Genomic DNA, 21001 nt, shown 5'->3' on the forward strand with positions numbered 1-21001 from the left:
GTTCTTGATCCCCAAGAAAAGCACCGCAGAAGCAGCAATAACAGGTTAAGCATAGAACGGAAGCAACAAAAAAGCGATCCCCAGATGGAGATCGCTTTAATTTATTCAACTAGAGATGCGGCTTTAACACCGCCAATTGGTCAATTAACCATTAATTTGGGGAGCCGTCAAAGCGACCGGAGTTGCTTCACCCGCCGCCAAGTCCAGCGGGAAGTTGTGCGCATTGCGCTCGTGCATCACTTCCATCCCCAAGTTCGCACGGTTGAGAATGTCCGCCCAAGTATTGACAACACGTCCTTGGCTATCCAACACCGACTGGTTGAAGTTGAACCCGTTCAGGTTGAACGCCATCGTGCTGATGCCCAACGCCGTGAACCAGATACAAACAACGGGCCACGCACCCAAGAAGAAGTGCAAGCTCCGCGAGTTGTTGAAGCTGGCATACTGGAAAATCAACCGACCAAAGTACCCGTGCGCTGCCACGATGTTGTAGGTCTCTTCTTCCTGCCCAAACTTGTAGCCATAGTTCTGGCTCTCGTTCTCGGTCGTCTCACGCACCAGCGAGGAGGTCACCAACGACCCGTGCATGGCGCTGAACAAGCTGCCGCCGAACACCCCAGCAACCCCCAGCATGTGGAACGGGTGCATCAGAATGTTGTGCTCAGCCTGGAACACGAACATGAAGTTGAACGTGCCGCTGATGCCCAATGGCATTCCATCCGAAAAGCTGCCTTGCCCGATCGGATAGATCAAGAACACGGAAGTAGCGGCTGCCAGCGGTGCAGAGTAAGCCACACAGATCCAGGGACGCATACCTAGGCGGTAGCTCAGTTCCCACTGACGACCCATGTAAGCAAAAATACCAATCAAGAAGTGGAACACTACCAACTGGTACGGTCCGCCGTTGTAGAGCCACTCGTCGAGAGAGGCTGCTTCCCAGATCGGATAGAGGTGAAGACCGATGGCGTTCGATGACGGCACCACTGCACCAGAGATGATGTTGTTGCCGTAGATCAACGACCCTGCCACGGGTTCGCGGATGCCGTCGATGTCTACCGGAGGAGCGGCGACAAAGGCAATGATGTAGCAGATGGTGGCAGTTAGCAAGCAGGGGATCATTAGCACGCCAAACCAACCGATATAAAGACGATTGTCAGTGCTGGTGATCCAGTTGCAGAACCGCTCCCATGCATTGGCGCTTTCGCGACGTTGAAAGGTAGTGGTCATAATGATTGCTTTCGTTACAAAACGATTAATGATTTGAGATGTATGTAGCAAGTTAAACCTTGCTTCTCATAAATATAGAAGCCCCCCTTCTTTTTTCCAATAATTAGTGACTTAATGTAATTTTTGTTCATTAAGTTGTGCAAAGCAGATTTCTTTTTTGGCAAAATTTAACTGCCTGTTGATGGTTGACACTTCTAAAACAACCAAAATCAGCAGAATCTCAGGGATTGTGAGACTAGAAACTTGAATTCACTCAGCCAAAAACTAATACACTTGCACCGTTTAATACTGATACAAAACGAAACAAAGTATGTTGTTCGGAAGATAATTCAACGCATCACCATGCAAATATTAACAAAACTAAAATATCCTTAGTTTTTCTTAACTAAAAATACTTTTTAGTAACAAAAAAGAGCGATCGAACTTTAAGGTAGATTGCCTGTTTAACAGGAATCGACCTGCTTCTATTCGCCGATCGTTGATCAAGGAATTGACTGAAAGTACGTAGGTAAGCATTTTTGCCCTTCTGCTGATGTCACAACAAGTGTCAGCCTTGGTTGAAGTTTTATATCAAACCCAGGAGTCGCTCCTCATTCTCAGAATTGACTGCAAACAGCGCTAGAAGAAAAGGGGGGGTGAGCTTAAATTTTGCCTGTAAAACGAATGCAGCTAAAAGTGTAGTTGAGTCAAAGCCGCTTGCAGCAGCCCGATCGTCGTAGCTGGAGCTTCCAAGTGTGGTAAAACACCTACATTGGGAATCGCCCAAAAAGCTTTGACAACGTCTGAATTTAAGCTGACCAACCGCCGTCCTAGCGAGGGACTGCCGAATCGCGATCGATCGCCCCAAGTGATGAATGTGGGAACTTGCAACTGTGGCATAAATTGCCCTAAATCAAAGCAAAGATTGCCCTTTAATGATGCCAGTGCCGCATATTCTGCGTTGAATTGTTGCGCCGAGGCGAGATAGGCAGACACCATTTCTTGGGTGAGGCGCGCTCGATCGGCAAACAAAAAATTCTCTAAAAAGTTACGCACCGCGAATTCATTGGCGGCTCCCAAGGTGTAGAGCAGGCGATCGATCCCAGGAGTTCCAGCTAGTTGGGCTGCAATGCCACGACTGTAATCGGCTCCAGGCTCCCCATAGCCCGATGGACAAACGAGAAACAACCCTGCGATTAAATCAGGGCGTTGAATCGCTAGACGAACCATGATTCCAGCCGTCAACGATGAGGCCGCCACTACTGCTGGAGCAGCTAAAGTCTCTAAAAACTCCCGCAGCATGGTGAAGTAATCATCGATGAAATAGTCACGGGCTGGGTGAGTAGATTGCCCCCAACCAATTAAATCGGGTGCTACAACTCGATAAGAACTGGCAAACGCTGGATAGACTTTAGACCATTCATAGGCAGACGAGCCACCCCCCAAACTATGCAGAAACACGATCGGCGGTAAATGTTGTCCGTCCCCAGCAACTAGCCGCCATGGGGCCGCCACAGGCGTATAGTAAGCCATGACTCCCAAGGAGGTATTGCAAACCTGTTGTCCAAACCCATAGGGTTGAAATTGCAGCATTTTGAAAGGCTTAAAACATTGAGTGCTATCTATTAGCCTAGCGTTCCAGTTACAAACGAAGGTGGCATAGCGATTTGAGTTTTTTCAACGCCAAAGGCTCAATTCAACTCAATGCTCCTAGGTTTAACCTCTTTATCTTTAATTCTTTCTTTTTTAGTCTCCTCCCTCACCTCTATGGAATTTTTGACGATTTTGCTGTCAGCGCTACTGGGCATTATCTCTCCTGCTGGATTTGTGCTCGATCGCGTGGCAGAAACGGCGATTCGCAATCAACTGGATTCAGCCGAAGAACTGAGTGTTCGCATTGATAATACGCCTAGCTATCAGGCATTGCGAGGACGGGTCGATCGGGTGCGGATAGCTGGTCGGGGGCTGTTTCCAGTAGCTGGAGTGAGAGTGGCGGAGTTAGAAGTGGAAACAGACGCGATCGCGCTTGATCTGGATCAGTTGCGGCAGGGACAACCAGAACTAGAGCAGCCCCTACAAGCGGCAGTTAAATTTGTCCTAACTGAAGCCGATCTAAATCAAGCATTGCAGTCTGAACTGGTCGCTGAGCAACTACGACGGTTAAATGTATCGCTCTCTGGTACTTCGGCAGCGTCGGAACTGATTGATCCACAACTAGACTTTCTGCCCAACGATCGTCTGCGGCTGCAAGCCACCCTGCAAGATCCACAAACGGGTGAACAAACTCGCGTGGTAGCGGAGACTGGGCTAGAGATGATAGCAGGACACCAGCTTCAACTGCTTGAGCCAACCATTAAGGTGAATGAACAAATCGTTGCGCCGCAATTGTTAGCTTTCTTAATTGGTAACGTGAGCCAACGCTTCGATCTAACAAATCTGGAAGAGAGCGGAATCACGGCGCGAGTTCTAAACTTAGAGATAGAAGCCGATCGCTTAACTCTGGTTAGCTTTGTTCGCATTGAACCCGGAACCGAGTTGAACTGGTAGAGAGAGATGGGTGATGAACCATTCTGGCTCAACCTGACTCAACCTACTGAAAAGTTCAGTAGGATAAATCAATTGAAAATTTCGATCGTTACATTCACGCCCAAGCCCCCGTTGGAGGAACCGATGCAAGACCATGATTCGATGCCATCTAAGCAACCATCCCCTTCACGTCCTTCCCGAGCGCTTCCATTGGGTATTTTAGCGGGCGCTGCAATCTTGGCACTGCTAGCAGGTGGTGGCACAGCTTGGTGGACGTGGCACTCCGTCAATTCCAAACCCACAGCCCCGCTTCCGGCTGCCAAAGTCCCAGACACGTCTCAAGCATCTCCTAGCCCCCTCACGCAAACCCCTGCCCAGCAGACCGTTCAGGTTTACTGGCTGAAAACCGATGCCGATGGTATTGAACCAACCGCTAGCCCTGTGACAGTGGCGGCTGATCAACCCAACGCTGTGCTAAAAGCCGCTTTTGAAGAAATGCTCAAGGGTTCTGATGATCCAGCGCTAACCTCCACTGTTCCTCAAGGCACAATCCTACGAGAAGTACAGGTGAAAGAGGATGGTGTTCATGTCAATTTATCAGAGGAGTTCACCACTGGGGGTGGGAGCACGTCGATGACGGGTCGGTTAGCCCAGGTAATCTACACAGCCACTACGCTTAACCCCAATGCACCTGTTTGGATCTCGGTGGAAGGGAAACCGCTGGAAGTGCTGGGTGGAGAAGGGTTGGTTGTAGATCAGCCCATGACTCGTGATAGCTTTGAAGAAAACTTCAGCTATTAGCCGCTGCTTTCATCTTTAGCTTTTAATCCCGAACGCTAATCCCTAACTCCGAATCTCGGCTGGCCAAACTAAAGGCACGAAAATACTTGGCCTGTTGCTCAATGCGACTTGCTAGTCGATCGCACACTAGATTGCATAGCTCGAAGATTAGCTCATCCGAGACACTATAGTAAGCCGAGGTGCCTTCGCTGCGGCGAGTTAAGATGCCCGCTTGTAGCATCACCTTTAGGTGCTTTGACACATTAGCTTGACTGGTTTGCGTCGCATCGACTAAATCTTGGACGCATTTTTCGCCATCTCGCAACAGATTGAGTAGGCGCAATCGCATCGGTTCACTCAACACACCGAAGTACTCAGCAACTTGCTGCACAACTTCTGCGGGCACAGTCTCTGCTGGTTTCATGCAAATCTATCCATGATGTTAAGGCCGTGATCCCCAACCATTAATCTGATCCCAGATTGTATCATTCAACCTTTGTATGGCAATGGAGTAATGGATAGAATTTATCACTGTCAAGCTGTGATGAAGTGTCTAAGTTGCAGCAAAACGGATTTTTAGGTAATCTTCCTCCATCTTGGCTCCGGCGGGCTGCAATGCTGCTAAGGCTTGAGGCAGAACCAAATTACGGCGATGGTTGCCAATACGAATATTCAATTCATCGCCTGTTTTGCTGAGTTCCACTTGGTTTTTGGGAATTCCAGGCAAATATACCTCTAAACTGTACTGGTTTTGCTCTTGCACCACTCGCAATGTGGTTTCTTTATAGAACACTTGCGCTGGATCTTCATCGGCATACAGCGTTTCTTTGAGGCGATCGAGCGCGGCCAGCCCACACATCTCTTCTGAATAAAGCGGCACTTCTTTGATTGGCAACGGGCTAAAGTTTTCGTGAATTTCCTGGCGATACTGCTGCTGATTGTCTTTCCACTTTTGGAAGAATGGATCAGTCACCTGATCGGGAATAATGCGGTTGGCCACCACCATATCGGTTGCCACATTGTAAAGGCTGAGGTAAGCATGGGCCCGCAGCGATTCTTTAATCACCATTTTTTCAGGATTGGTCACTAAACGCACCGAGGTTTGGCTATTGTCGGTTAGAACTTTTTCTAACGCTTCAATTTGCTGATAGAACTCGTAGGGCGCATCCATTACTTCTTGATTGGGCAGCGAGAATCCGGCGATCGGGCGAAACAATGGCTCTACAAGAGGGCGCAGGGCGGCTGATACTGCTTGCAGAGGTTTGTAGAAGCGACGCATATACCAGCCTGCCACTTCTGGCAAGCTTAACAAACGCAGTGCTGTTCCTGTAGGGGCCGAGTCGATAATGAGCACATCAAACTCGCCTTCGTCATAGTGGCGCTTCATCCGCACTAAGCTAAAAATCTCATCCATGCCGGGCAGAATCGCCAATTCTTCAGCTTCTACACCTTCCAAGCCTCGTGCTTGCAACACTTGTGTAATGTAGCGTTTGACGGCTCCCCAGTTGCTTTCCAACTCCATCAGGGCGTCTAGTTCGGCTCCCCACAGATTGGGCCGCACCGATCGAGGGTTATGCTCCAGTTCCATATCAAAACTATCGGCAAGCGAATGAGCCGGATCGGTACTCAAAACTAGAGTTTTATAACCTAATTCGGCACAGCGCAGCCCCGTCGCCGCTGCAACAGAGGTTTTACCAACGCCTCCCTTGCCCGTCATCAAAATTACACGCATGAATGGTGAAGCCCTTTCTGAGAAATCTTTATATTCTTTTACCTACTGTATCTGTTTTTTGCAAAGAGGGGAGTTTGGGGTTGAGAGTTGAGAGTTAGGAGTTAAGCAGGCTGACAATTGCCTCAATCAAAATCTGGTTTTGTGCGTCGGTGCCAACGGTGATACGCAGTTTGTCGTCAAGACCAGGCTGTTTGAAGTAACGAAGGAGAATGCCCCGTTGTTTCAGGGCTTGTTGCAGAAACTCAGCCCTGCCGTCTGGTGGAGTGGCTAGAACGAAATTGCCATGGGAGGGCAAGACGGTGAAGCCTAAATTTTTCAGATCGGTGCTGAGTTGGGTGCGCGATCGTTTGACTTTCTCGGCACAAGCATTTTTGTAAGACTGGTCGCGCATGGCGGCTGTACCGATGGCGGTCGCAATGGCATCAATGTTATAGCTGTCTTTGACCTTGAAAAGTCCGGTTAACAGCTTGGGATTGGCAAGGGCAAAGCCCATGCGCAGCCCTGCTAGCGAGTAGCCTTTAGAGAGCGTCCGCAGCAAAATCACATTCTCAAACTCTTGCAGCAACGGCAACGCCGACGACTCAGCAAAATCGACATAAGCTTCATCGATCGCTACAATGCCCGCAACCTGTTGCGCCAACGTACGCAAATCCTCTAGTGGCACACAATGCCCAGAGGGACTGTTGGGTGTGGCAATAAACGTGATCGCTCCCTTGGCAGCAACTAATGCCTCAATCGGTAGCTGAAACTCTTCGCCATAAGGCACTTCCACTACATCAGCTGGCTGCATGGCGGCCAACGTGCGATATAACACGTAGGTAGGCATGGGATAGACGACTGAACGATCGGCTCCCTCTGCACAAGCCCGCACCAGCACATTCAGCACATCATCACTGCCATTGCCTACCAACACCCAATCGGCTGGCACCCCCAACACCTCGCTCACCGCTTGACAAAACTCTTTAGCAAACGGATCAGGGTAACGCCGCAGCCATTCACTATCCAACGATCGCAACACCTCCAACGCCTTTGGAGACGGTGGATAAGGATTCTCATTCGTATTCAATTTAATAATATTCGTGCCGGGCTTCGGTTGCTCTCCTGGAATATAGCCCGTCATTGCCTCAATCGCCGGACGAAAATAGCCCATATCCATGATTTCCTCACTCCCCATTCTCCATTCCCGACTCCCCACGCCCCAACTTGAAATTTTGCTTCAACACGTCTAACCGGGAACAGTGCCAGTAGTCAATATGAGAGACGATTAAGCCTTGCTCATTGAGCGTTAACTCACTCCATCCGGGAATATGCAGGCGCGGCTTCCAGGGCAGCGGTGAGGTCATGTTTAAAGTCCAGTCCGATCGAATTTCATTGCCATTTTGCTGGAGGTTATGAAGATCCAATTGCGGCTTGACAAACAACGTATCGATCAATTGGATCATCCGCTTATATCGATCGCAGCCGCGAAATTCATTCAATGGATCTTTAAAGTACACATCGTCTGCGTAAATGCTGTAGGTTTGGTTTTTAGGAAAACGGCGATAGTCTTCTCTAAGAATGTCCAAAATGTCCATAGTTCGTGAGCGCCAGAAACAGATGCCGATGTCACATGAGATCTTGTCAACCTCGATTACAGCCCTACCCGTGGGAGGATTCATTGCCATTCTCTTCAGCCTACCACTGTCAGCGATAGCCAATCCGGCAGAGATCGCTTTGCAACAATGTCAGCAGCGAGTAGCAGAGGACCTACCGGGAACTAGCGGGCAGTTTCAACCCCACCCACAGCAGCCCAACGGCACCGTTGTGATTCACTGGCAGACAACCCCCCATGCAACAGGCTATTGTCGAGTTGACGGTGAAAACGGCACAGTAATTGAGTTTGTCAATCCCTATGCGGTTCCAAGAGGACAGCGCCCCATCGAAACCATGCTGGCATTCCAGACTACAGACTATAGCGTGCGAGTTGTGCGATTAGTTGAGCAACTATACATGAATGTTTACAACCGCAAAACAAATCGCTTGGAACTCGATCGAGGTCTAGTGCGTGTAACTCAAACAGATACAGGAATCCTTTACACCACAGTACTTGGACATCAAACTTATCAAGCGATCGTGTCAGATGTTCCATCTGACGATCGTTATCGACTGGTGATTCTAGCCGGGCACAATTCCATCTATGATGAGGCGGGCGGCTCCCTCTATCCATCTGGCGCGTTGGAGATTGCTCCAGGCGCGGTATCGATTCCTTCACAAAACTAACCCGTTAAGCTTCGCCTATTTATTAACTTTTCGCTCGTGCCTTCCTTGTTCATCCATATCAAAGCTGCAAACTCAATCGAATTTAAATCGAGAGACACCGCTAAATGTGTTACTTGTAGACATATTGCTAGGCTAGAAATTAAACATCAAAATTAGTTTTTTAAAGGACTTTTTGGCACTCAATGCTATGTCAGTCTCCTTTCACACCACTTGATTCCCTACAGGATTGTAACAAGTTATATCAATTTCTTGACTTCTGTAAACAGCAATCAATTGCTGAACAGCATGAGAAAATAGCGAGTATTTCCAGTACGATTGAATCGATCGATCCGCTAGCAGTTTTGTGGCAATTTGGCAAACCTCAGCAGCGACATTTTTATTTTGAAAATCGTGATCAAGAGCGGGCAATTGCGGCGATTGGTGAAGCTCGATCAATCCAAATAGAAGGAACGCGACGATTTGAAACTGCACAGGAATTCATTCAACGCTGCTTAAAACATTTCGTTATTAGTGATGCGTCTAATTTGCCGTGGGCACAGCCTTGTTTCTTTAGCAGTTTTACCTTTTTTGATCAATCTACTGCCTCTAACTCCTATTTTCCAAGTGCGATCGTTTTTCTACCCCAATGGCAAATTGTGCAAGGCAGTGATCGAAGTGCTATTCTTTTACATCAAGTTATTGAGGCTGACACGAATATTGAATTATTAACTGAAAAGATTTGGCGTGATTTTCAATCAATTCAACAGATCAGCTACAGTTTTTTTCATTTTTCAACTCAACTACCCACCCTACTAAACTGGGAAATTGTTGACACTCACGATTTTCAATCCACAGTCGTTGCAGCGTTGAAATCCATTCAACAGCAACAGTTAAATAAGTTAGTTTTAGCTCATGCCATTGATGTTGTTTCGCCGTTGCCCTTTCAATGGGGGCATTCCTTACACAATCTGCGGCAACTTCATCCTGATTGCTATGTGTTCTCGGTTGGCAACGGTCATGGGCAAAGTTTTGTTGGAGCCAGTCCCGAGCGCTTGCTTAGTGTTTGCGATCGAACGTTGATCACCGATGCCCTGGCTGGTTCAGCTCCACGTGGGCGAACCCTTGCCGAAGACACAGAATTGGCCCAGCGGTTACTCAACAATGACAAAGAACGACGCGAACATCAAGTTGTGGTCGATTTTATTCATCAAACCTTGGCCCAATTTGGTTTAAAGCTGCGGTTTACCCATGTTCCTGACCTATTGCAATTGTCCAATATTCAACATCTACACACACCAATTCAAACGGTGCTACCCGTGGGACTGCATCCGCTAGAAATTTTAGCTGCTCTGCATCCCACTCCGGCTGTGGCGGGTTTGCCCAGAGAAATTGCCTGCGAACAAATTCAACAGTATGAACAGTTTGAACGATCGCTCTATGCTGCTCCCATTGGTTGGGTGGATGCTCAAAACAATGCTGAGTTTGTCGTAGGCATTCGATCGGCGTTGCTGGATGGCAATCGAGCTAGACTTTACGCAGGAGCCGGAATTGTTTCCGGTTCTGATCCAGAACGAGAATTTGCGGAAGTGCGGCTCAAGTTGCAAGCGCTGTTACGGGCGTTGGTGTAACTCAATCCGGAGAGATTCCATCCCTAACGCAGGTGTTGAGTCAACTACCTAAACTTGGTTAACCGACCAATCTTTTCCCCCTCATTCCTCAATTCCTTCTCTCACAAGGGGCGAAGGGACATTAAAGCGAAACCCCAGCGCGAAAGCCCCTCTCCGGCTCGGAAAGAGGGATTGGAGTGAGGGCGATTCGAGTGTTGTCAGTCAACCAACTACCCAAACCTTGCCTCAGTTCAAGCAGCCCTTTAGAAAACGTTGTTGTTTCCTGGAAAAAACGGGGAACTCTAGAGAGTGGGGCACTGTTGCGGTCTTAGCCTAATAAAGCTCTAGTTTGACGCATGTACTCAAATCGAAAATCGCAACAATCAACTGATGCAGCTTATGCAGCACCAATGCAGCACTTAGATGAACTCACCGATGAACTCACCGTAAAAGACCCTGCTCCGCTGAAAATTTTGTTGGCGGAAGACAATCTCACCAACCAAAAGCTTGCGATCCGGCAACTGCAATTTTTAGGCTATGAGGCTGATGTAGTCACCGATGGCAAAGCGGCGATCGCCGCCGCAACTCAATCTCACTATGACTTGATCCTAATGGACTGCCAGATGCCCATCTTGAACGGGTTTGAGGCCACAGCCGCCATTCGTAATTGGGAACGGCAGTTGAGTCGCTCTGTCCAAATAATCGTGGTAGCAATGACAGCTAGCGATCTACATCAAGATCGAGAACGGGCGATTGCCGCAGGCATGGATGATTTTTTAATAAAACCTGTGCACAAAGAAATCTTGGCAGCCTTGTTGACTCACTGGCAACAGAGGCTAGCAATGAACCAGCGAGCGGCTCAACCTATGCGGCGGATTTTGGGACATCCCCCGACATCTGTACTCCAACGCTTGCCTGTTCTCTTAGATTTAGAACACCTGCATCGGTTGTCGGATGACAAACCAGAGTTTGAATTAGAACTGTTGCAAATTTTTCTGCAAGACAGCCGCCGTCAGTTAGAGATTTTGAAACAGGCTGTTTACCGACAAAACACCCCGCAAATTTATCAGAGTGTCCATCACATTCGCGGAGCTAGTGCCAACGTTGGAGCAAGAGCCATGCAATTTGTGGCTGAGCGGTTAGAAGCCTATGTGCAGCAATCAATGCCAGTACTCAACTTCTCACCAACCGATCGATCGCTAGACACCATCTCTCTGAAAATTGCCATGATGCAAGAACTTACGGCCAAGCTAGATTTTTCGCTAGCGCAGATTCAACTCGCTGTCGATCAGATGCGTGTGTTAGATCAATCGCAACCATCTGGGCATTGCTCACTAGACCTATGAACCGATCGGCTTGCTTCATACGTTGATTTGGCAGCCATCCAATTCAGCTTATTTGCCGGATGTGTAGTGCTTGGTAATTATTAGACAATTGCGCTGGTTAATGCGAGTGTAGCTGACTTGATCAGCGATTTTACCAATGATTTTGATGCCGCGTCCATGTTCGGCGGTTTGATCCATGTGAGGATTTCGCAAAGATTCAGCAATATTAAACCCAGAGCCAGAATCCCAGATTTTTAATTCAATGGACTGATCGGTTATGAAAATCTCGACCTCGATCGGGGTTTCGGGGGCTTTGCTGGCATGGGCATGACGAACCGCATTGGTAAACCCTTCTGCTAGGGCAATTTGACATTCAAGCCAAACAGTATGGGGCAACGGAACCTGGTCAAATTGCTTAAACCAATCCAAAACATCAGCGACGGAGTTGAGATCGGTGTTAAACTGAATGCTTTCCTGGTATACAGGCGTTGTTGAGTTCATCCGCACGGGAGGTAACGTTAGTAGAGTAACTGATTGGGATGGCTGTTTTTTTCAGATATGGAAACCAGTTATTCAGCAAGACCTAAAATCAGTTAGGTTGTTAGGTAGCGGTTCTCAGGGTTCGCATGAACGAAGCTACAATCACGCATACGGTCACATAACAAATACACCCCTACCCTCATCTTCTCCTTAAGACAACTGAGCTTTTAAATCGACTGTTGTCTTTCAAGCCCGAGCGCTACAAACTAGCACCAACTGATAGAGCTATCGCTCGATCGAGCAGGGCAATTTTAAAAAATAGATATAAAACACGGGTTAAGCCAATCACGAGCCATCAATGGAAAGTGCGTTAACAGCCAAAATTTTAGTAATTGATGATGACCCTGGAATTCGATTAGTAATTCAAAAAATTCTACAAAAGCAAGGATATGATGTCATTCTAGCGAGCGACGGGCAGCAAGGTATTGATTTAGCAACACAAATTCAACCAGCCCTGATTATCTGTGATTGGATTATGCCGGTGTTAGATGGGTTAGAAGTATGTCGCCGGGTACGAGCTAATCCTGCCTTAGCTACAACGTATTTTATTTTACTAACATCTCGGGGTGAAGTATCCGATCGGGTCACTGGCTTAAACACTGGGGCAGATGATTTTTTGTCAAAGCCTGTCGAAATCAGTGAATTGCAGGCCAGGGTACGGGCTGCCCTGCGCCTACACCAACTCAGTCAAGATTTGCAGACTCAGAAACAACTGCTCGAAGCAGAATTGGCGGAAGCGGCTACCTACGTTCGATCGCTATTGCCACCACCGCTGCTGGGTACTGTCAATATTGACGCGCGCTTTATTCCTTGTCGGCAATTAGGCGGCGATTGCTTTGACTATTTCTGGCTTGATCCCGATTATTTGGCCATCTACCTCTTAGATGTATCTGGGCATGGATTGGGATCGGCGTTGCCCTCCAGCTTGGTGCTGAATTTATTGCGATCGCACGTATTGCCAGCCGTTAATTTCTATCAGCCGCATGACGTACTGCATGGGCTGAATGAGGCCTTCCAGATGAACCTTCAGAACCAGAAGTATTTCACCATTTGGTATGGCGTATATAACCAAGCCAAACGGCAATTAACCTATGCCAGCGCCGGCCATCCACCTGCCATCTTAATTGCACCAACCGAGACCGGATCGCCAGCGGTGCATCGGTTAGCCACCCCCAGTGTTCCCATTGGAATCTTGCCTGAAGTGTCCTACAACAGCGATCGCCAAACGATTCCACCTAACAGTACGCTTTACATCTTTAGCGATGGCATCTACGAAGCTGGGCAACTCGCTACTCCGTCTAAATGGAATCTAGATGCGTTTGTTGAGTTGCTTGTTCAGCTAAATGCCAGCGCTAACCTAGACTCCATCTTAGAGCAGGTACAGCAATCGAGTGGGGTAGAAACGTTTGATGACGATCTGTCTCTGTTGAAAGTCAACTTCAGTTAAATGAAGCTGGCGACCTCCCAACTGGCATCACACTGGATTTAAGGATTGTTCAAACGTCTCGCGATCGGCAAAGATGTCAAACACTTGCATCATATTCGTCAATTCAAACAACAGTCTGACTTGATCATTGAGAGAACAGATACAAAGTTGACCACCAACTGACTGAATCGCCTTGAGCGCAATGACAAGACCAGCCAAGCCAGAACTGTCCATAAACGAAACATCCTTCAAATCGATCAAAATTTCCTTGACGCCAGTAGAGACTAGCTCGTCTACTTGAGTGCGAAGCTCACTCGCCTGTGTAACGTTGAGAATTCCGCTTGGCTCGATGACTTTAAAGTTCAGCAGCATCATTGCAAGTGCGTTAAGTAGCTTTTATGACGAAGTACCGCTAAACACTATAACTTCTAAACCCTCAGACGCTGGCAAATTCCGATAGGCAATAACGCTTTTTAAAAATTGATTAATAAAGATTTGAAACAAACTTATGAAATTTGTCCTGAATGGGAATTTTGAAATTGTCGTCCGTTAAACGGACAGCCAAAAATAGATTCGTATGATCAGTTTAGGGGCAGTGGCTTGGGATGTATTCCAGTTTTGCAAATTTACCCTCATCTCCAACTCCTGCGCTTGATGCGGGAGCAGAGCTAGCTTAACGTTTCTCTCTTTCAGAGCGAGGAACGTTGAGTCAGGGCTACACAAACCTGGAATGCACTCGCGGCATGGGAATGGCTGCGATAGATACCAGCAACTCTAAACTTCTTGAGGGCCGGTTTGGGCTGTAAATAGCAAGATGCGACTGTTCACCGTTGATATGCTCACTCTTAAAAATATCTGCGTCTACAACCGCAAGCCTTGCGTATTGAATAATCGGGTTATCCGATCGCCTATATCGACGCATCTTCTCCGTACCTTTTCCCCAATCTTTGATTTTTTCCGCCTTTTGTTCTTCACGTAACCCGACGCGAGTAGACACCCGAATGGCGAGTGGACTTTCTTCTAGGCAACGCTTAATTCAGACCTCGCTCGTTAAAACTCCCGCCAATCGCGACATTCTGCTGTGGCGATCGCTGTTTATCATGCTAGGAATTACGAGCTTGATGGGAGTCTGTTTGTTTCGCTTGATCCAACTCCAATTAATTGACGGACAGCAGCACCAGCAACAAGCAGAATTAAATCGGATTCGTCCGGTTCCGTTACCAGCCGATCGAGGCAACATCATTGATCGGGACGGAGCATTGCTAGCTTCCAATCAGCTGGCCCGTGGGGTTTATCTGTGGCCGCGTCAACAATCGCCGCAGCAGTGGAAGGGGACGGCGGCTCGATTAAGCCGCATTTTGGGCATTCCTGCTGAAGAGATTCTCGCTCGCCTAGAGCAAACTGGCTATCACTCGCCCTTACCCGTGCCTGTTGCCCAAACCATCACACCTGATGCCTTTGTAGCTTTGGCCGAGCAAGCGGTTCACTTTCCAGGCGTGGAAGTGTTAGCAGGTTCAACCCGCTTCTATCCGTACAATCACCTAGCGGCCCATGCGATCGGTTATATCGGAGAAGCAACAGCGGCCGATCTGGCAGCCAATCCTGATTATCCCTTTGGCATGATTGTCGGGCAAATGGGCATTGAACGGTTGGTCAATGCAGAGCTAGAAGGCAACTGGGGCAAACGTTTGATTGAGGTAGATGCCAGAGGTCAAGAAGTACGCTTGCTGGGGGTTGAACCCCCAATTAGTGGCTCTACGGTACAACTGACCCTTGATTTAGAGATGCAGCAGGCGGCTGAGAAAGCACTGAATGGCAGACGTGGAGCGGTGGTTGCGTTAAATGTCCACACCGGAGCCATTTTAACCCTAGCCAGTTCGCCGTCGTTTAATCCTAATATGTTCACTCGTCGCGTCTCCGAAACCGACTGGCAGCGGCTACAGCAAGGAGATCAACCATTTCTCAATCGCGCCTTGCAGACCTATCCACCCGGCAGTACCTTCAAGATCGTTACCTCGGCTGCTGCGATCGAGTCTGGCAAGCTCGGCCCTGATTCGATTTTGTCAACCTCTGCCTTTATTACGCTGGGCAATCATCAGTTCTGGGAACATAGTAGGCAGGGCTATGGTGCGATTGGCTTTCGCGAAGCTTTGGCCTACAGCAGCAATACTTTCTTCTACCAAGCGGGGCTAATGGTCGGACCAGAAACGATTTCTGAGTGGGGTAAACGGCTAGGGATTGGTTCAACTCGCTTGGGGCTAGAGGGCGAAAATTCAGGGATGATTCCGACGCCTGATCAGAAAGAAAGCCTGTATGGTGAACCCTGGTATGGCGGCGACACCGTGAGTACGGCAATTGGACAGGGCTTGGTGCAGGCTTCTCCGTTGGAATTGGCGGTAATGGTAGCAGCGATCGCGAATGGAGGGAATCGGGTGCAGCCCCACTTACTTGCCAGCCAAACCAACACGTCCGCAACCCAAAAACAGCCTACGGGACTATCGGATGCCACGATTCAAGCGATTCGATCGGGCTTAGTGGCGGCCGTGCAGCAAGGAACCGCACAGCGGTTGAACGATGGCTCGATTCCCTTGACCGCGGGTAAAACTGGAACCTCGGAAGTGATTGGACAACAGCCCCATGCCTTGTATGTGGGCTATGGCCCAGTGAGTGATCCTCAAATTGCGATCGCGGTTATCGTTGAAAATGGCGGTTATGGTGGCGTGACGGCAATTCCGGTTGCCCATGAGGTGTATAAAAAGTACTTTCAGCAGGCCAAGAAAAATTGAGTTTCTAGATGAACGATACAATCGGGGCCACCTCACTCAAATCGGTTTACTGTGTACTTAAACAGTGAGGGCTATGACGAGACCCCTCCCAACCTCCCCTTAGTAAGGGAAGGTGCCGCAAGCGATAGGGTGATCTAAATGTGAATACTTATTTAAATCAAATTAAATCAAAGTTACCCGATCGAAGTGCCAAAGCTCCATCTCATCTCATTAGAGAGACCGATCGCTCGCACTCTTGTCATGGCTACCAGCGGGTAACAGTCCAGCAGCAATCGGAATCATTAATCGGCTCAGAACTCGTCCGTCTTCCAGCTTGTACAGATCAAATTCGCCACCTAAGGTTTGCATGAGCCGCTGACAGATGACGAAATGCAGCCCAGGTGGTTGATCAAGCGTGGAAGGCATGAGCCAATCGCTGGAGCGTCCCAACTGTAATTCATCTACCAAGCGTTGCTCGATTGCGCCGCCATCTGTCACTGAAAGCTCTAGCCAACGAGCGTCTACCTGCCGACACCAAATGTCGAGCCGCCCGCCAGAGGGCGATCGATGACACGCGGACATCAATAGCTCATGCAGCACCAATTCAATTTTAGGAATATCTCCGCCAACACTGAGATTGGCGTCACTGTGCACCTGTGACCACAGATGTCGTTGTTTGATTAAGGTATCGACTCGTTCTAGCGATCGTTTTAGCAAACTGGCCAACGGCATAGTTTCGTACTCACTCTGAAACGCCCACGGCTCATGCTTGAGAACCGGGGTAAGGGTTGTCAGCAGGCTACCAAAGTGACGCAAAATCTGCTGGAACTGCATACTGACCAGCCCGTCCTTTTGCTGGCTCAATTCATTCAAGCGCCGAACGCCCATCCCCATAACCCGATAGAGTTCCTCCATTCGTCGCTGTTTATACCAATTCAGTTGTTCCAGATCCTCTCGCCGAGCTAACAACTTTTCCGTTAGTAGCAAATAGCGCCGACACCAAGCTAATTGGCTTGTTAAGGTCCCAAACGCGGTCAGTTGATGCTCTGTCCAGACACGATCGCGGCGATCGCCAATCAATATAATGGCAATGACTTCATGCTCAGGATCTGTACGCAACGCCATCACCAACACTTGACCAATTTCCGGGCTATTCAACCATTGCCGTGTTTCGGGGGGGATTTCTTCGATTGGCACAGTCAGCAATCCATCAGACTGTAAAGCCCACTGTACCAGTAAGTCAGTATAAATCGAAATAGGGATATCCGTGAGGATACTGAACGATGAGTTGCTGATGATTGGAGCCGTGATTTTAGCCATGGCACGACCCGGTTGCCAGGTAATGAGTGCGGCTAGGGGGGCTTGCAACAGTTGCGCGATCTGCTGCATGGCGGCTCGTTCCAAGCTATCAAGCTGGTGCATTTGCTGCATCCTCGCTAGTCCCCACTGAATCGCCTGACAGGTTTTGTGCAGATGATCAGTTTGGCGTTGTAGATGCAGTTGATGTAGGAGCAGTCCCAGTTGTTGACTCACGACCTGTAGCAGTTCACGTTCTACCCGATTCCAACTGCGGGGGGTGTCCTGCGCCGCGATAATGATGCCTTCCGGCGATTTGCCGATCGCCGTACTGCATACCATCAGCGATCGAACATTGGCATGGAGAAAGTCCGATCGCCATGTCATCAGCTTCAGATCTTCTTCCAGATTTTCAATACCAATCGCCTCAGTACTCTGTTCTAACATTTGCCAATCCACAGAATTGAGGGGAGCGAAGGGAGAAGAGAGTGGGCGACGGTTCGCTCCCTGACGTTGATAGCAAATCTCGAAGGTACTTTGACTTTTGTTGTAGAGCAGTACCAAAAACCGGCTGATTTGCAACCGGCGAAAAAGCTGATCTGCACAGCGGTTCATGGCGGCTTGCCAATCATCTTCGCTGTAGAGCGCGCGGGAAATTTCAGAGGTGAGGGACTGATCCAGCTTAACTTGCTGAATCGTTTCTTCCATTTCCTCCAGCGGTGTGGTGAGGGCAATCAGTTGGGCTGCGCCGCGCAGGTAATGTTTCTCTTCCTCCGTCCAAATCCGGGGTTCTAATCCTTCAACCGTTAAAAAACCGTGTAGTTCTCCTTGAAACAAAATAGGAGCCGCAATCAGCGATCGGGCTTGAATTTGCTGCATCAAGCGCCCAGTCATCTCAGTTTTCAGGGAACTATGAGCCTCACCGATCGATACTAACTGATCCGCCATCAGTGCTTGGTATAACCCGCTGATTTCCTGCACAGGAATGCCCACCTCTGGCACAGTGCGGCTTGTCCCAGTTTGGCTTTTATCGCGATCGCCCAACCGTCGCCAGAAGTAACGGTGTTGCGGTTCATACCAGTAAACATTCGTGCGATTGGGTTGGATGAAGCGATGGGTTTCTTCAATGATAGATTCGAGTCGTTTCTTGAGAGTGGGCAACGATCGCAGTTTGGTCAACAAATTTAACAGCGGTTCAGCAGGACGTTTGGTTTGCTGGCGCTGCTGTTCTATTTCTAGTTGGTAAAAGGCTTCGGCCAAGCCGCCCAGAACCAGTGATAGTCGCACTTTCTCTTCAGAATGCGGTGATGTACCCCATAGGGCTGATCCCAGCATTACCACACCGAAGCAACGATCCTTGTGGCGAATCGGAAAAATGATTGTGCCTTGAATATGGAACTTTTGAGCAGCCTTACACCAGTCTCCGGCTCTGGGTTCTTCGCGCAAATCTGGAACGCCGATCGGTCGCTGTTGAATCACCACTTGTTCGAGCAGATCCCCTGGATTAAGAGAAATGCGCTGCTTCAGGAACGAGACATCACCCGTTGGAGTCACACCGCCTTTGCCAAAAATACGATGTCCAACGCGATCGTATAGCCCCAGCCACACTAAACCATAGGCAAACTCGGCTTGAAGATACTTGAGCGTGATGGCAATTAATCCATCTGCTTGATCCTCTTCTCGCAATGCCTGAAGAGCGCGTCCCAGGGCAACTAATTGTCGTTCGTAGCTCGACGGCTCTTGCTGCAAGCCCATGCCAGTTCCATTCCTGCATCATCCGCAGAATCCTGGGTTTAGAATGCCCCTAAAAGGTAAGTCCTCTTGCACAGGTTCTAGATTTCCTCTACCTATTCACCAGACAACGGTTGGAATCTCCCACCCTCACCCTAAACCCTCTTCCACAGGGCGAGGGACTGCCGATCCGGTTCCCCTTCTGCGATTGACGAGAGCGGGGGGTGGAGGATGAGTTTGGTTTGGAAAGCAAGATTCAGATGCAAGATCAACGATTGCCAGGCTAATATGTCCGTCGATTCATGAGTAGCATTTTGCCAAGGACAATTGTTTCACCCAGTAATTTTGATTTGGCTTAGAACAGTTGGCTACGGCTAGACTTGTTCTCGATCGCTTGGCTGCTCTTGAAATTGAGCCAACGATCGAAAATTGAAATCTAAAATCTGTTGGTAATACTGCGATCGTTGTTGATTGTGTAGCTCGTGCCAGCGTAACCCAATTAACGTTGTCATCGATAGCATGTATGCAGGTTCCTCTAGCTGCGTGAAAATGAAACCGTTCACGACAATGGTTAAGATGATAAACCGAGATAGATCATCTAAACAGAATCGCTGCCAAGCAACGTAGAGAATGCCTAAATAGCCCACAATTCCTAGCAGACCGAGATCGCCCCAAATTCCAGCAAATCCCCATAGAGGAGAGAAAAAACTAGAATCTAGGTAATGTCCTCGCCATGTACTCCAAATCGCATCTCCATAGGGACGGGACGTTGCGCCTAGCGGATTCAGCAAATAACCATAGTCCCTAATCATCCAGCCACCCAACCGCCCAATGGTATGCCCTGGGCCCAAACCCAAAAACCAGTTAAGCGATGAGGTGTAGAAGGTAGGAAGAATTCGGAAGGGACCTAATTTGAGAACGGTAGCATCTCCTTCGGGTGTATAGATTTCTGGTCGAATCCACCCTGCAAATGCGCTGGCGATCGGATGATCGACATTAAAGATAAACCAGAAAATCGCATAGAAAACGAGCGCAGCTAGAATGACATATTGCAGGGTTTTTAAGGGATCTTTAACTCGTGACAAGATCAAAAGAACCCATGCTCCTAAGAAAACCATCAATACCTGTTTCGCATCAGCTAGAAGCATTTGCCAAAACGTAGCAGCAAACACAGCTACGCGAATCCATATTGGCACGGATTTAGCGCTGACAAAGTAATACAAACCAAATGCCATGGACACAAACGAACCTACCACGTGCCCACCATTAGAGAGAAAGAAAACGCCTTGAACACCGTCTTCATCGGTTAAGTCACCGCGTGACAATTGTCCTATTCCAATGAGATAGTCTTGGGCGAATGCCAGTCCTACATGAAGAGCGATGAATCCCAAAATCCAGTTTTTGAATCGATCTAAACTTTTAGGAGAAGGCGCAATACTCACAATCGCGGCCAGGAACACATACGCTTCTGCTAGCAAGAGAAAATTCATCGCAACATTGATGAATCCTGCATTATTTAAGAGAGCGCTAGCCAACATGATGGCGAAGAAAAACACCAAACTGGCAATTAGTGCCTGGACACTAGCAATTTGTTTTTTATCTCGAACACGGGTTTGTAGGAGAACAATGCCAGATGCAATGGGAACGACACCAAAGTGCAAAAAATTAATAATGGAGGGAACCCCCATAGACTCAAGAATGCGAGGGAAGAACGCTGTCGCAAACGCAATTAATAGCAAAATCGAGTTTGCAATTTGTCCCCTTTCCCGTTTGCTAGCTTGTGTTTCTACCATTATTGATTGTTCTGTTGACTAATCTCAGAAGTTTCT

At 48.5% G+C, this 21001-nt stretch carries 17 protein-coding genes; 7 read left to right on the plus strand and 10 right to left on the minus strand.

Features of this window, described 5'->3' with window-relative positions; translation table 11 throughout:
• Positions 1-144: 144 nt before the first annotated feature.
• On the minus strand, positions 145-1227 hold the full coding sequence (psbA, locus tag OXH18_RS12340; protein WP_268613172.1) for a photosystem II q(b) protein: 1083 nt from the start codon (positions 1225-1227) through the stop codon (positions 145-147).
• Positions 1228-1896: 669 nt separating this feature from the next.
• Positions 1897-2799, minus strand: a complete 903-nt coding sequence (locus OXH18_RS12345; protein WP_268613080.1) for an alpha/beta fold hydrolase — start codon at positions 2797-2799, stop codon at positions 1897-1899.
• A gap of 174 nt (positions 2800-2973) precedes the next feature.
• Here OXH18_RS12345 and OXH18_RS12350 point away from each other — a divergent pair, with 174 nt between their 5' ends.
• Together OXH18_RS12350 and OXH18_RS12355 are read left to right on the plus strand one after the other, a co-directional pair.
• A complete protein-coding gene (locus tag OXH18_RS12350; protein ID WP_268613081.1) occupies positions 2974-3753 on the plus strand; it encodes an LmeA family phospholipid-binding protein in 780 nt (259 codons plus the stop codon).
• Positions 3754-3876: 123 nt separating this feature from the next.
• Positions 3877-4533 (plus strand): GerMN domain-containing protein, encoded by a 657-nt coding sequence (locus OXH18_RS12355; protein ID WP_268613082.1) that lies wholly within the window; start codon positions 3877-3879, stop codon positions 4531-4533.
• 22 nt (positions 4534-4555) lie between these two features.
• Here OXH18_RS12355 and OXH18_RS12360 read toward each other — a convergent pair whose 3' ends face one another.
• The 4 genes from OXH18_RS12360 to OXH18_RS12375 form a co-directional block, all read right to left on the minus strand.
• Positions 4556-4936 carry an ArsR/SmtB family transcription factor gene (locus OXH18_RS12360; protein ID WP_268613083.1) on the minus strand — a complete coding sequence of 127 codons (381 nt, stop codon included), beginning with the start codon at positions 4934-4936 and terminating at the stop codon, positions 4556-4558.
• Positions 4937-5065: 129 nt separating this feature from the next.
• A complete protein-coding gene (locus tag OXH18_RS12365; RefSeq protein ID WP_268613084.1) occupies positions 5066-6244 on the minus strand; it encodes a TRC40/GET3/ArsA family transport-energizing ATPase in 1179 nt (392 codons plus the stop codon).
• Positions 6245-6338: 94 nt separating this feature from the next.
• Positions 6339-7394, minus strand: a complete 1056-nt coding sequence (gene hisC, locus OXH18_RS12370) for a histidinol-phosphate transaminase (RefSeq protein WP_268613173.1) — start codon at positions 7392-7394, stop codon at positions 6339-6341.
• A 13-nt stretch (positions 7395-7407) separates the two neighbouring features.
• The gene (locus OXH18_RS12375) at positions 7408-7818 is read right to left on the minus strand and encodes a DUF2358 domain-containing protein (protein ID WP_268613085.1); all 411 of its coding nucleotides are present in this window, start codon (positions 7816-7818) and stop codon (positions 7408-7410) included.
• Between OXH18_RS12375 and OXH18_RS12380 the strand changes: the two genes are divergently transcribed.
• From OXH18_RS12380 to OXH18_RS12390, 3 genes are all read left to right on the plus strand, one after another.
• Positions 7811-8503 (plus strand): hypothetical protein, encoded by a 693-nt coding sequence (locus OXH18_RS12380; protein ID WP_268613086.1) that lies wholly within the window; start codon positions 7811-7813, stop codon positions 8501-8503. The genes OXH18_RS12375 and OXH18_RS12380 overlap by 8 nt on opposite strands.
• Before the next feature lie 182 nt (positions 8504-8685).
• On the plus strand, positions 8686-10110 hold the full coding sequence (locus OXH18_RS12385; protein WP_268613087.1) for an isochorismate synthase: 1425 nt from the start codon (positions 8686-8688) through the stop codon (positions 10108-10110).
• Positions 10111-10499: 389 nt separating this feature from the next.
• Positions 10500-11435: a response regulator gene (locus tag OXH18_RS12390; protein ID WP_268613088.1), complete on the plus strand. Its 936-nt coding sequence runs from the start codon at positions 10500-10502 to the stop codon at positions 11433-11435.
• Positions 11436-11483: 48 nt separating this feature from the next.
• On the opposite strand, the gene OXH18_RS12395 is transcribed toward OXH18_RS12390, so the two are convergent.
• Positions 11484-11915 carry an ATP-binding protein gene (locus tag OXH18_RS12395; RefSeq protein WP_268613089.1) on the minus strand — a complete coding sequence of 144 codons (432 nt, stop codon included), beginning with the start codon at positions 11913-11915 and terminating at the stop codon, positions 11484-11486.
• Between the two features lie 337 nt (positions 11916-12252).
• On the opposite strand from OXH18_RS12395, the gene OXH18_RS12400 reads away from it, so the two are divergent.
• The gene (locus OXH18_RS12400) at positions 12253-13401 is read left to right on the plus strand and encodes a PP2C family protein-serine/threonine phosphatase (protein WP_268613090.1); all 1149 of its coding nucleotides are present in this window, start codon (positions 12253-12255) and stop codon (positions 13399-13401) included.
• Positions 13402-13428: 27 nt separating this feature from the next.
• On the opposite strand, the gene OXH18_RS12405 is transcribed toward OXH18_RS12400, so the two are convergent.
• On the minus strand, positions 13429-13752 hold the full coding sequence (locus tag OXH18_RS12405) for an STAS domain-containing protein (protein ID WP_315874715.1): 324 nt from the start codon (positions 13750-13752) through the stop codon (positions 13429-13431).
• Positions 13753-14381: 629 nt separating this feature from the next.
• On the opposite strand from OXH18_RS12405, the gene mrdA reads away from it, so the two are divergent.
• The gene (mrdA, locus tag OXH18_RS12410) at positions 14382-16166 is read left to right on the plus strand and encodes a penicillin-binding protein 2 (RefSeq protein ID WP_268613092.1); all 1785 of its coding nucleotides are present in this window, start codon (positions 14382-14384) and stop codon (positions 16164-16166) included.
• Between the two features lie 210 nt (positions 16167-16376).
• Here mrdA and OXH18_RS12415 read toward each other — a convergent pair whose 3' ends face one another.
• Positions 16377-19196, minus strand: coding sequence for a sensor histidine kinase (locus OXH18_RS12415; protein WP_268613093.1), 2820 nt, complete (start codon positions 19194-19196; stop codon positions 16377-16379).
• A gap of 350 nt (positions 19197-19546) precedes the next feature.
• The gene (locus tag OXH18_RS12420; protein WP_268613094.1) at positions 19547-20965 is read right to left on the minus strand and encodes a hypothetical protein; all 1419 of its coding nucleotides are present in this window, start codon (positions 20963-20965) and stop codon (positions 19547-19549) included.
• Between the last annotated feature and the right edge of the window lie 36 nt (positions 20966-21001).

It is taken from the genome of Thermocoleostomius sinensis A174, assembly GCF_026802175.1.
Lineage (GTDB): Bacteria > Cyanobacteriota > Cyanobacteriia > Elainellales > Elainellaceae > Thermocoleostomius > Thermocoleostomius sinensis.

Bases quoted from the DNA above. Each gene is read 5' to 3' on its own strand.
- OXH18_RS12390 (WP_268613088.1), top strand. From the start codon at position 10,500: ATGCAGCACTTAGATGAACTCACCGATGAACTCACCGTAAAAGACCCT.
- OXH18_RS12360 (WP_268613083.1), bottom strand. From the start codon at position 4,936: ATGAAACCAGCAGAGACTGTGCCCGCAGAAGTTGTGCAGCAAGTTGCT.
- OXH18_RS12420 (WP_268613094.1), bottom strand. From the start codon at position 20,965: ATGGTAGAAACACAAGCTAGCAAACGGGAAAGGGGACAAATTGCAAAC.
- OXH18_RS12415 (WP_268613093.1), bottom strand. From the start codon at position 19,196: ATGGGCTTGCAGCAAGAGCCGTCGAGCTACGAACGACAATTAGTTGCC.
- OXH18_RS12350 (WP_268613081.1), top strand. From the start codon at position 2,974: ATGGAATTTTTGACGATTTTGCTGTCAGCGCTACTGGGCATTATCTCT.
- psbA (WP_268613172.1), bottom strand. From the start codon at position 1,227: ATGACCACTACCTTTCAACGTCGCGAAAGCGCCAATGCATGGGAGCGG.
- OXH18_RS12380 (WP_268613086.1), top strand. From the start codon at position 7,811: ATGTCCATAGTTCGTGAGCGCCAGAAACAGATGCCGATGTCACATGAG.
- OXH18_RS12365 (WP_268613084.1), bottom strand. From the start codon at position 6,244: ATGCGTGTAATTTTGATGACGGGCAAGGGAGGCGTTGGTAAAACCTCT.
- OXH18_RS12375 (WP_268613085.1), bottom strand. From the start codon at position 7,818: ATGGACATTTTGGACATTCTTAGAGAAGACTATCGCCGTTTTCCTAAA.
- OXH18_RS12385 (WP_268613087.1), top strand. From the start codon at position 8,686: ATGCTATGTCAGTCTCCTTTCACACCACTTGATTCCCTACAGGATTGT.
- OXH18_RS12405 (WP_315874715.1), bottom strand. From the start codon at position 13,752: ATGCTGCTGAACTTTAAAGTCATCGAGCCAAGCGGAATTCTCAACGTT.
- hisC (WP_268613173.1), bottom strand. From the start codon at position 7,394: ATGGGCTATTTTCGTCCGGCGATTGAGGCAATGACGGGCTATATTCCA.
- OXH18_RS12395 (WP_268613089.1), bottom strand. From the start codon at position 11,915: ATGAACTCAACAACGCCTGTATACCAGGAAAGCATTCAGTTTAACACC.
- OXH18_RS12355 (WP_268613082.1), top strand. From the start codon at position 3,877: ATGCAAGACCATGATTCGATGCCATCTAAGCAACCATCCCCTTCACGT.
- OXH18_RS12345 (WP_268613080.1), bottom strand. From the start codon at position 2,799: ATGCTGCAATTTCAACCCTATGGGTTTGGACAACAGGTTTGCAATACC.
- mrdA (WP_268613092.1), top strand. From the start codon at position 14,382: ATGGCGAGTGGACTTTCTTCTAGGCAACGCTTAATTCAGACCTCGCTC.
- OXH18_RS12400 (WP_268613090.1), top strand. From the start codon at position 12,253: ATGGAAAGTGCGTTAACAGCCAAAATTTTAGTAATTGATGATGACCCT.